We start from the raw sequence: 10,826 nt of genomic DNA, 5'->3' as shown, positions 1-10,826 counted from the left end.
CATAAAGCATCAGCTTAGTCTAGCAAAAGCGTAGTTTCGTTTGACGATAGGTCAAATTGTTTTAAGGAAGGGATAGCCCACGTTCTTCCATCATTTCAACTAAATCACGAAAACTGATGCTATACCGTCGGTACCATCTCACGGTTAATAAAATAATATCCGGTTGAGAATGTTTCCACTTGAATAGATTGTTCCCTTCCATACCAATCACATCCTTTTTTAGAGTACTAATATCAGTATATCCAAGTTTAGGAGGTCATTTACAAGCATTTTGGAGTGTTTGCACCAGAACCAAAAAAACTTTATCTGAAGTTCACATTACTCCGTAAATCAAAAAGACGAATCTGCATCATTTTGCAGATTCGTCTTTTTTCTTCGGCATTTCAATCGGGATAAAGATCTTTGAAAAACCAACGCAAACATATTTATAATTCTCTCCGCCTAAATCAAACTCGGTCGTATAGGTTGAGAAGAAAATATAATCATTTCGCTTTGTATAATGATCGATTAATAATCCAACTTGTGGCTCAACATACTTATTTGCCAGTTTTTTACCCGCCGATGCTAAGTCGCCAAGTAAACCCTCTTTATTTTCTTTCTCAACCTCGTCTAGCTTCTTACTCACATCATTACGCTTCATAAATTGTTTTGCTGCCCAATCTGTATATTCTCCCTTACTCGGATTACTGTTTGCTAAATAAACTAAGAGAACAACTGCTAGAGCCATAATAATATACTTTTTCTTCATGATATATCACCGCCTACTCTTTTCTCATTTCATATATATGTACAATCGCTGCAAATTAGAAAGACTATCATCTATTGATTGTAAACGAACAATAAAAATTTACAATACGCAACAGAAGATTAATAGAGACTTCTCACAATTCGTATATAGTTATATTGGGAATAAAAATTATATACGGGAGGATTTAAATTTATGGATAATGAAAATGATATTTTTATTTCTAGTTCTACAATGATGATCGAATTTTATAAGTACCCTTATTACCGCACAAAAATCATCAACAGTAGCGGAAGCCACCTACACTCATGCCAAACAGCTCTCCAACTCATAAAGAAATCCTGTCTAACACATGTTCATTCTACTTATCAAGGTAGATGTGCTGCAGTCCAAGCAAAATTTAATTTCAAACAAAATGTGCCAATTCCAATTAATCATAGAGAATATATTTGTACTTTTCCAACAGAATCTCCTTCGTCCTCAAACTGTATATGGTTGTTCTACAACCGTATACAGGATATAGAAATTTTCAAAAAAACTAAACAAGCTAAAATTTATTTTTCAAACGGAACTACCGTAACGATACAAATCAGTCCCCATAAGTTAAGTCAGCAATTATGGAAAGTCGGATATGTATTATCCCGAATGAACATGCAAGATTCACTACACTTAAAAAACTTTATGCCACATTTACTACCTTAAAATGAATAGAATGGAAGGTAATATTTTTCATGCCTTCCACTCTACTTATTATTTTTATCCCTTTATACTATCTCGCATTTTCTCAAGCGCCTGTCGATATAACCATCTCGTTTGATAGTACGTCATCCCCATTTCATAGGCTATCTCTCCCATCTTTTTCCCTACAAAGAATCGCTCTGAAATAATGTGCCTCTCTCTCATTTAACACACTCATAAAATCTTGTGCTCTTGTTCCCACATCTTCAAATTCAAATCGTTCATCATACTCTCTAACACACACATACCTTTCATAAGCATGCCAAAGACCTATTAAACCACATTGATAATATTCTTCATGATCTTGATAAATATTTAATCTCTTTATTTGATTTATAATCATACCTTCATACAAAACAACCGTATCTGCAAAGGTCACTGGCTTCACACAATACCCATTTCTAAATGGTATACCTCTCTATTATTCCACAGTACCTCTACAATATAAGAAGAGAAAAGAATTCTCATTGTAGTTAATTTCAAATGCTGTTGCTGGAATTTGAAATAGGGGTAAAAATAAAAAGGTGACTCTCAGAAGAGTCACCTTTTCAAAATAATATGTTATGCACCAAAATCAGAGAACATGCCGCCTAACATACTAAACCCAATTGTAAAGATAAAGAATATAGAAATTAAAATTATTGCTTGTTTTTTACTTAAACCAGCAACGATATGCAAGCCTAAGCCAGTTAAAATTAAGCTCCAAATGTTAAAGACTTCAAATGCGGAACCAATACCATATACAATTGTTCCTTGTTCAAATAAAGGCCCTAAACTTGTATATTTATCCGTGCCATTCCCACCCAAAATATATCCTAAAGCTACATTAAGAAGACTACCAACATAAAAGACAACATTGGCATATATATAAATAGATAATATCTTCATATATGGAGTATCATTGCTCATAAACATCATAATAACTTTATAAAATCCTGCTACCACAAAAAGACCAACAGCTGTTCCAACTAGACCTCCAATAGCTCCAAATCCAAGTGTAGTCCACTTCATTATCCCCGTCGCATCATCCTTAACCAGCTTCGCTAGCTCCGGAGTATTAAGTAACCCTAAATAAGCTACCGCTGCTGATAAGATTGTCCCCATTAAAAGAAATAAGAAAAATCCTCCCCAGACTGGGCTTTTCGTCTTCATTCTCTCAAACTGTAAGCCTGGAGAAGTAACCATTCCAAATAATGACGGCTTCTTCGCACCTTCATCTTGCGTATTAATATTCATTTCCATTATAACGCCTCCTTCTATTTATATCCCGTTCTAACGGGCGGTTCACTTCCTCACATAGAGGCTACGAACCGCCCACTAGAACGGTAATGTGTAGTAGAGAGTCCTCTCTACTACAACTTATTCATAACGTAGTGCTTCAATCGGATCTAACTTCGCAGCTTTGTTTGCTGGAATTAATCCGAAAATAATACCTAGTGTCATAGAGAACAGTACGCCTCCAACGACAACTTCCCATGAAACGAGCGGTGGCCATTTTGCGAATGTAGAAACAATATATGCCCCACCATATCCAAGACCAATTCCGATTAAACCACCTAGAAGCGTTAACATAACGGCTTCAATTAAAAACTGTAATAAAATTTTACTACGCGTTGCTCCAAGTGCTTTACGTATCCCAATTTCACGCGTACGCTCCGTTACAGATACGAGCATGATGTTCATAACTCCAATACCACCAACGACTAATGAAATACCAGCGATACCACCGATGATCATCGTCATGATATTAGTAACTTTAGAAACATTTTCTTGGAATTCTTTTAAATTCACCAGTTCATATTTACCTGGAATTTCACTTGGCTTACGACTATTTAATACATCAACAGCTTGTTTCCCAGCGGATTCTAAATCGTCTACATTTTTAGCTTGAATTGCGATATTTTGAATATCATCTGTTCCGTATAAAACAGGCCATAACGTAAGGGGGATTAACGCTTCTTCCATTTCAAATCCCATAAACTCATTATCGGATCTATACACACCAATAATTTGCATTGGCTGCCCCTTCATCTCAATAATTTGTCCAACTGGGTTTACGTCCTTAAATAAAGTCTCTTCTGTTTTTGTACTAATCATCACAACGTTATTTGCATGAGAAATATCTGATTCATTTAAAGTACGTCCCTTTACGACCTTTACTTTATTAACTGCAAAATATTCATTATCAAGACCAATAACATTCAGATTTGCTTTTTTATCATTTACATCAAGCACCTCTGAATTCTGGTTTGTCGTAATAACGTGTGAAACATCTTTCACTTGTTTTACTTCCAAAATATCCTCTTCAGTTAACTTTGGTATTTCAAATCCACCCATAGCAAACTCATCATTAATATCTGGTTTAAATTGAATTGGCATAAGGTTATTACCGCCAGAACCTGCGAATTTCGACTTCAGCATCGCTTCCCCGCCTTGCCCAATTGCAACGACAGTAATAATAGAACCAACACCAATAATAATACCGAGCATCGTCAGAGCAGAACGCAGTTTATGAGCTAGAATAGAAGATAAGGCGATTTTTATACTATCTAGTAAACTCATACCGCACACCTTCTATCTTCTGTAATTTTCCCATCTCGCAGTACAATACGGCGAGAAGAATAAGCCGCAACCTCTTCTTCATGCGTAACCATAACAATCGTCGTACCTTCTGCATTGAGCTTCGTGAAAATGTCCATAACTTGCTCACCAGACTTCGTATCAAGCGCACCTGTCGGCTCATCTGCCATAATGAACGTTGGATTATTCGCAATCGATCTCGCAATAGCGACACGCTGCTTCTGTCCACCTGATAACTCATTCGGTAAATGATGAACTCTGTCTGATAAACCAACTTTACCAAGTGCTTCCAGAGCTCTTTGACGACGCTCTGCTTTCTTCACGCCACCATATACGAGCGGAAGTTCAACATTTTCTACTGCTGAAAGACGCGGCAGCAAGTTAAAATGCTGAAAAACAAAACCGATATACTCATTACGAATTAAGGCAAGCTTTGACTCGTCTGCTGTTAAGATATTCACATCATTCAGCATATATTCGCCTTCTGTTGGACGATCTAAACAACCGATAATATTCATAAGCGTTGATTTACCAGAACCAGACGGTCCCATAATCGAAACAAATTCACCGCTCTGAATCGTTAAACTAATACCGTGCAAAATCGGCACTGCCAATTTCCCTTGATAATACGTTTTAGCAATATTATTTAACGTAATCATTTCTCTTTCACTTCCATTCCGTCATACACGTCGTCGGAAGGATTTTTAACCACCTTTTGCCCCACTGTTACACCTTCAGTAATCTCTGTCCAATCTCCATCAGTAGCACCTTTTTTCACATTTTGTTTACGAAGCTTTCCTTTTTCTTCGATATAAACAAATGCATCATCGCCTTTTTCTACAATGCTCTTACTTGGAACAGCGATCATCGTCTTATTCTCTAAGTTTACTTGTAATGAAACATGGTACCCTGGAGATAAACCATCTTGGCTATCAAGGCTTGCCTTATATGTATATTGAGACATATTTTGAGTCGCTTCACCTACACCACCAGCTTGAGCCATCTCTGCACTCGTTGGGAATTCACTTACTTCTGTAATTTTACCTGTCCACTTCTTCTTATTATTTGCTTTCGCAGTTACAGTAAACGTTTGATCCTTTTGAATTTGTGACTTTTGAAGTTCTGTTAAAGTCCCTTGAACTTGGAACGGATCTTTAGAAGCTACTTGTAAGAATGCTTTTCCTTGACCACCTAAAGCTTGGGATGAACTTTGCGCTGCATCTTTATCTAACTTCTGTACAACACCAGCAAAATTACTATAAATCGTAAGTTCTTTCTGTTTTTTATTTAACTCTTCTTTTTGTAACTTTCCTTTTTCCTTCTCAAGGTCAGTTGTTTTTTGTGTCATTTCTAATTCACTTACTTGCTCTTCCATTGGGTCTGTTACTTCTTTCCCAGCCCCGCTATCTTTCACCTTCTTAATTTCTTTCTTCAACGAATCAATCTTCTTTTTCCCTTGATCATAACGCATATCAGCCATCTTCTGATCAAGCTCAGCTTGCTTCATTTGCAGATTAATTTCTTCATTATCATAAGAGAATAATTTCGTTCCCTTTTCTACCTCTTGTCCTTCTTTCACTTCAATATCTTTCACTTTTCCTTTAGTCGGATCTGCATAGAAACTTTCAATATTCCCTGGCTTCACCTGACCAGAAATTAATTTCGTATTATTAAGCTTACGCTCTGTCACTTTCTCAAAACTTACAGCATCGGTCTTCGCTGTGCCTTTCTTCTTACCTTGCATAACAAAAATGTTAACTGCTGCAACAATAACAATTAGTGCAATAACCCCGATAATAATCCATTTCTTCTTCTTGTTTGGAGTACGAACCGTATTTGGTAACATAGTCTCTCTCCCTTTATAAATTAATAGTTTAATAAACACCACAATTGTATAAAACTTTCTGAAAAATAATTTTATATTATTACAATCTTTTTACAAAGTTTTACACATTCATTTATATTGTAACAAAAATTCCAATGATTAGAAATATGACATCTTATCTTTTAAGATAGTTTTAAGGAAAGATTATATTATATAGAAAAAGCCATCCAAAATGAAAATTGGATAGCTTTTCAAACAAAATATTACACCGCTTTAGGAGCTTTTCTCTCATGTCCACGTTGAACGATGAACAAGAAGACTGTTGATAAAATTGCACCTGTTAATAGTAAGATAAAGCAACCATCCCAGCCAGAACGATCAACAATAACACCAATTGCTGCGTTTGCTACAAGACTTCCGCCCACATAACCGAACAGACCACACATACCAACTGTCGTACCTACTGCAAATTTCGGTACTAATTCCATCGCACTTAAACCGATTAAGAACTGTGGTACGTAAATTAAACATCCGATAATAGAAACTGCAATACTTACAACAAGTACGCTAGTTGCTTGCCAATATACAAACGTACCAATAACAACTCCAACCATACTAATAATACACAATGGCATACGTTTCCCTTTAAATAATTTATCACTTAAAAGACCAACAATTAATGAACTTGGAATTGCCATACCTTCAAAGATTGCGTATGCTGCATGTGCTTCATTTTTTGAAAAACCTTTAACTGTCGTTAAATAAAGTGGAACCCAGTTAATAACACCGAAACGAATTAAATAAACAAATGCATTCGCAATACATAAGAACCATACAAATTTATTTTTCACTACGTATTTCATTAAAATTTCTTTTGGTGACATCTTGTTAGCATTATCTGCTTTTTCAAGATTTTCATAGTCATTACGATACTCATCAATTGGAGGAAGACCTTCAGACTCTGGTGTATCCTTCGCATTGATCCAAACAAGAACTGAAATTACCATTGCGATAATCGCTGGAAAAATAAACACGCCGCCTTGCCAATGACTTTCACCGAAAATACCTACACCAATTCCGACAAGTGGTGGCACAAGCATTCCGCCAACGTTATGTGAAATATTCCAAATGCCTGTTTTCGTACCACGTTCTTTCTTTGAGAACCATTTCGTCATAACGATACTACAAGGTGGTGCTCCCATACCTTGTACAATACCGTTCAGGACAAGTAATGTAACAATCATTCCAAAAGAAGATGCAAACCCGAAACAAATATTTACAAGCCCTGATAAGAATAATCCGACTGCGATAAAGCGCTGGGCAAAAGCTTTATCTGATAAATTCCCCATAAAGAACTTACTAAATCCATAAACAATCGCCATTACTGAACCTAGTAGTCCAATTTCAGCTGTACTAAAACCATATTCTTGTACTAAATACGTACTTGATAACGTAAAATTACTGCGCACTAAATAATAAGCAGCATATCCAACTGAGATTCCGATTAGCACACGAATACGTAGTAATGTATATACTTTAGCGATCATATCCGCTGGTAATCTCTCAATTGCAGGTGCTGGCTTAAGCCATTTAAACATATACTCTCGTCTCCTTTTCTCATTTTTGAGAGAGACGCTGTCTATTCCATATCTCGATTATTCCACTATTTGATATATTTTGGTTCGTCCTTCTAACCGGCTGTCCTTCTATTTCTTTCTCATTCTTCGCAAACATCGTTGGTACGCCAAACGAAACTTTTTCTAAAATGTGACCCGCTTCTTCTGATAAACAATAATCAATAAATAAATCCGCAATAATACCACTCGGTGCACGTTTTAGTTTTGAAATCGCATTGACAGACAAACCTGTTTGCTCAGGTTCGTTACTTAAAATAGGAAAGCCTCGTTTTTGAAGCATTCTCTGATCTCCCATAAAATTGATGCCTATCATATATTCACCACTTGCCACAAGTTCTGCTGGTATGTAACCATTCACTGTTACTTCTCCAACCTGTCCTGCAAGATGCTTCACATACGCCTTCGCTTCCTCTTCACCTAAAGTATCAATAAGTGATTGAAAAAACGTATATGCAGTACCCGAAACATTTGGATCTGGCATAACAATCTTTCCAGTGTACGCAGAGTTTAATAAATCTTGCCACCTGGATGGATACGGTAGACCGAGCGGTGCTATTTCTTCGTTCCACCGCTCTTTATTAATTGCGATTGCCAATTTCTCTACTTCGTAACCGTACCAATAACCATCTTTATCTTTAACAGTTTTTGAAATACGATTCGCATGCTGGCTCGTCACAGGAATAGACAGATCCTTTTGCTTCATCATTTGATGTGCATCTACTGTACCGCCAATAATAATATCCGCTTTCGGATTTCCAGATTCCTCTTCCACTCTTCGAAGAAGTTCTTCTGTCGAAAGACGAATAAATTCATATGTACATCCTCGCGGTTTACAAAATGATGAAAGCAATGCCTCACCAACTTCCTCGCGGGCCGCTACATATGCAACAAGATGACGATCATCCAAAATAGGGAGACCACTTTTATTATATTTAATAGAGGTTGTATCTTGAGAGCAACTAGACATCGCTCCTCCAATTACTAGCAAAAAGAAGAAAAAGGCTATCTTTCTCATGACGCATTCTCCTTTACGAATAACTCTGCTAGAGAACCTTTCATATACATGACATTCCCGTTATTATCACCGAGGTATTGCACAACAAAGTACGATGGATACACAGAAATCGTAAGAATATCCTCTCGCTCATTCTTTACACGCTTGCCTGTTTTATAGGCAGTAATATAAGCAATCGGTTCATTCTGTGATTGTAATAATTTCTGAATTTCTCCGTAATCTGTAATTTGCTTTGCGTATCGAATAGAATCAAATATTCGCGTAAGATCTATAGTACGTATTACATCCCCTTGCCTCACTACAACTTCCTTTGCCTCCGCAAAGAAATTACTAATGCGCTCTGGTGTATAATACAGACTTAACAAATACGTTTGCAATGCTGAGATCATCGGATCCGTACCATTCTTTCCGTATACATTAGCCTCATACTGGAACAAGTCACCTACTGCAAAAGTACGTTTATGTCCATTCAAGTACGTTACTTCTCCAGTAAATACTTGTTCTTGATTCCTTGCTTCTCTCGGTTCTACTCGAATTCGGTCAAAGAATGAAACAATCGTATGCAAACGAACTTCATCCGTTACAACAATTTCTCCCCACTTCTCATGCCTTACTTTCACTTCAGTAGGAAGGGATTCATTCACTCTTTGTAAAACGGCTTGTTTGTCATCCACAATCGTGATTCGATTATATATTTGCTTCTCAATAACATAAAACAAAATAAGAGAAACGATCATACAAAAGACAAACACAAGAATTTGAAATGATAGCCTTTTCATTTCTGCCTACCTCCAAGATAAAAAAACGTTGTTTCGAAAATACCGCATAATTGTTTCATAAATGTATCATTTAACCGCTTTCAAGTTTTTTATGTCTTCCATCCGTCTTGGGAGTAAAAATGTCATACATATTGTAGTTCCCATTTCTTCACTACTCTCAATTCGCATACTCCCGCCTTGCTTCTTCATAATCTCCTGACAAATGTATAAACCATAGCCATTCCCGTAATTAGAAGGAAGCACCTTACCTTCCGGAGACTCATTCCACTCTGCAAGCACACCTTCATCCATACCAATACCATCATCATGAACAAAAACCTTTGCTTCCTGCTCATTTATAATTACATTCATACGAACTCGCGTAGCATCACTATATTTAATCGCATTATCAAGCACATTCAAGAAAATTTGCTTCGTCTTATCAAAATCCGCGACGACGTGTACTTCTGCTAGCTCATTCATAACTTCGATTTCAAACTGCTGCAATCGAGGTTTCACAATCGAAATTGCTTCTTCTGCCAATTCTTTTATATTCACGACTGTAGGTGACACTTCAAACGTACTCGTCCCATACTTTGAAGATTTAAGTAATTCCTCTACAAGCGATAATAAACGCTCACTTTCTACAGCCACATAACGGAGACTCTCCTGAACATCTTCCTTCGATTGCAACTTCGGAATTAAATCTACATAACCGATAATCGCTGTTAGCGGTGTTTTCAGCTCATGCGTAATTCGATCTAAGAAATCTTTCTGTTTCTCTTTCTCTTCCTTCAGTTGCTTAATATGAAGTTCAATTCCATCAGCCATCGCATTAAAAGATGCTGAAAGCTGCGCAATTTCCACATACTCATTTAGCTCAATCTTACTTTCATAATCTCCATTCGCAAGTCGATGTGCCATTTGCCTTAACTGATCAATTGGTTTATGAAGAGACTTCGCCAAACGAATCGCAAAGAAAATACCGGCGGCCACTAGGCAAAGAGACGTCATTAAAAATGTCCAACTCACATTTGTTAAAACTTCCTTCTCATCCGTTAACTCATTTATAAAACGAATACTCCCAATGACATCGTTCTCATAATAAACTGGGCTCGAAAACAAAAGAATTGGAGCTGGATCTCCCTCCTCGAAGACATACGATTTCTTTCCCTTCAAAGAACTCTCAATGTCGATATTGCGATGAAGTAATGCTCCTTTTTGTGTATCTGCAACAACATCTCCATTTTTCCCAATCATCTGCACACGGATATCCATTCGCTTCGCTAAATACGAAGCAATTAAAAGTGAATTAGGACCTAGCGTCTCTACTTCTGCTTCCTTCTCTAAATAATTCATCGTATAAATTTGCGCTTCTACACTTAACTTTTCTAAGGAATCTGCCGCATTATGATACACATTCTTCTCTAACGCAATATAAACAACTGCATACAAAAGGACAAGAATTGGAATCAACAATCCAACTATTCCAAACACCATATTTCGTTTTAAAGACATATCATCACCT

The 10,826-nt window shown here is 36.8% G+C and carries 10 protein-coding genes and 2 pseudogenes; 1 reads left to right on the top strand and 11 read right to left on the bottom strand.

Features of this window, described 5'->3' with window-relative positions:
• Positions 1–67: 67 nt before the first annotated feature.
• Together U860_RS32570 and U860_RS0101460 are read right to left on the bottom strand one after the other, a co-directional pair.
• Positions 68–202: pseudogene (locus U860_RS32570) on the bottom strand (IS6 family transposase); the annotation flags it as partial.
• A 147-nt stretch (positions 203–349) separates the two neighbouring features.
• Positions 350–748, bottom strand: coding sequence for a DUF4359 domain-containing protein (locus U860_RS0101460; protein ID WP_025147131.1), 399 nt, complete (start codon positions 746–748; stop codon positions 350–352).
• Positions 749–940: 192 nt separating this feature from the next.
• Here U860_RS0101460 and U860_RS0101455 point away from each other — a divergent pair, with 192 nt between their 5' ends.
• Positions 941–1,447 carry a competence protein ComK gene (locus U860_RS0101455; RefSeq protein ID WP_025147130.1) on the top strand — a complete coding sequence of 169 codons (507 nt, stop codon included), beginning with the start codon at positions 941–943 and terminating at the stop codon, positions 1,445–1,447.
• A 54-nt stretch (positions 1,448–1,501) separates the two neighbouring features.
• On the opposite strand, the pseudogene U860_RS31005 reads toward U860_RS0101455, so the two are convergent.
• The 9 genes and pseudogenes from U860_RS31005 to U860_RS0101410 form a co-directional block, all read right to left on the bottom strand.
• Positions 1,502–1,871, bottom strand: a pseudogene (locus tag U860_RS31005) (sigma factor-like helix-turn-helix DNA-binding protein).
• Between the two features lie 173 nt (positions 1,872–2,044).
• Entirely contained in the window at positions 2,045–2,725 is a 681-nt protein-coding gene (locus U860_RS0101445; protein WP_025147129.1) for a Yip1 family protein, read from the bottom strand.
• Between the two features lie 117 nt (positions 2,726–2,842).
• On the bottom strand, positions 2,843–4,045 hold the full coding sequence (locus U860_RS0101440) for an ABC transporter permease (RefSeq protein ID WP_000054366.1): 1,203 nt from the start codon (positions 4,043–4,045) through the stop codon (positions 2,843–2,845).
• The gene (locus U860_RS0101435) at positions 4,042–4,722 is read right to left on the bottom strand and encodes an ABC transporter ATP-binding protein (RefSeq protein WP_000631628.1); all 681 of its coding nucleotides are present in this window, start codon (positions 4,720–4,722) and stop codon (positions 4,042–4,044) included. Before U860_RS0101435 ends, U860_RS0101440 begins: the two co-directional genes overlap by 4 nt.
• The gene (locus U860_RS0101430; protein WP_025147128.1) at positions 4,719–5,909 is read right to left on the bottom strand and encodes a biotin/lipoyl-binding protein; all 1,191 of its coding nucleotides are present in this window, start codon (positions 5,907–5,909) and stop codon (positions 4,719–4,721) included. The genes U860_RS0101435 and U860_RS0101430 overlap by 4 nt, the downstream gene beginning before the upstream one ends.
• Before the next feature lie 242 nt (positions 5,910–6,151).
• The gene (locus U860_RS0101425) at positions 6,152–7,486 is read right to left on the bottom strand and encodes an MFS transporter (protein WP_025147127.1); all 1,335 of its coding nucleotides are present in this window, start codon (positions 7,484–7,486) and stop codon (positions 6,152–6,154) included.
• 19 nt (positions 7,487–7,505) lie between these two features.
• On the bottom strand, positions 7,506–8,540 hold the full coding sequence (locus U860_RS0101420) for an ABC transporter substrate-binding protein (RefSeq protein WP_025147126.1): 1,035 nt from the start codon (positions 8,538–8,540) through the stop codon (positions 7,506–7,508).
• Entirely contained in the window at positions 8,537–9,319 is a 783-nt protein-coding gene (locus tag U860_RS0101415) for a DUF3919 family protein (protein WP_025147125.1), read from the bottom strand. The genes U860_RS0101420 and U860_RS0101415 overlap by 4 nt, the downstream gene beginning before the upstream one ends.
• Positions 9,320–9,385: 66 nt before the next feature.
• On the bottom strand, positions 9,386–10,816 hold the full coding sequence (locus U860_RS0101410; RefSeq protein WP_025147124.1) for a HAMP domain-containing sensor histidine kinase: 1,431 nt from the start codon (positions 10,814–10,816) through the stop codon (positions 9,386–9,388).
• Positions 10,817–10,826: the final 10 nt, after the last annotated feature.

Source organism: Bacillus sp. H1a, from assembly GCF_000633475.1.
GTDB classification, from domain to species: domain Bacteria; phylum Bacillota; class Bacilli; order Bacillales; family Bacillaceae_G; genus Bacillus_A; species Bacillus_A paramycoides.
The sequence above is the reverse complement of the archived record's forward strand: the minus strand, read 5'-3'. Positions and strand labels throughout refer to the sequence as shown.

What these genes read in the sequence shown, in the direction of transcription:
- U860_RS0101460 (WP_025147131.1), bottom strand. Translation starts at nt 748, where the DNA reads ATGAAGAAAAAGTATATTATTATGGCTCTAGCAGTTGTTCTCTTAGTT.
- U860_RS0101455 (WP_025147130.1), top strand. Translation starts at nt 941, where the DNA reads ATGGATAATGAAAATGATATTTTTATTTCTAGTTCTACAATGATGATC.
- U860_RS0101445 (WP_025147129.1), bottom strand. Translation starts at nt 2,725, where the DNA reads ATGGAAATGAATATTAATACGCAAGATGAAGGTGCGAAGAAGCCGTCA.
- U860_RS0101440 (WP_000054366.1), bottom strand. Translation starts at nt 4,045, where the DNA reads ATGAGTTTACTAGATAGTATAAAAATCGCCTTATCTTCTATTCTAGCT.
- U860_RS0101435 (WP_000631628.1), bottom strand. Translation starts at nt 4,722, where the DNA reads ATGATTACGTTAAATAATATTGCTAAAACGTATTATCAAGGGAAATTG.
- U860_RS0101430 (WP_025147128.1), bottom strand. Translation starts at nt 5,909, where the DNA reads ATGTTACCAAATACGGTTCGTACTCCAAACAAGAAGAAGAAATGGATT.
- U860_RS0101425 (WP_025147127.1), bottom strand. Translation starts at nt 7,486, where the DNA reads ATGTTTAAATGGCTTAAGCCAGCACCTGCAATTGAGAGATTACCAGCG.
- U860_RS0101420 (WP_025147126.1), bottom strand. Translation starts at nt 8,540, where the DNA reads ATGAGAAAGATAGCCTTTTTCTTCTTTTTGCTAGTAATTGGAGGAGCG.
- U860_RS0101415 (WP_025147125.1), bottom strand. Translation starts at nt 9,319, where the DNA reads ATGAAAAGGCTATCATTTCAAATTCTTGTGTTTGTCTTTTGTATGATC.
- U860_RS0101410 (WP_025147124.1), bottom strand. Translation starts at nt 10,816, where the DNA reads ATGTCTTTAAAACGAAATATGGTGTTTGGAATAGTTGGATTGTTGATT.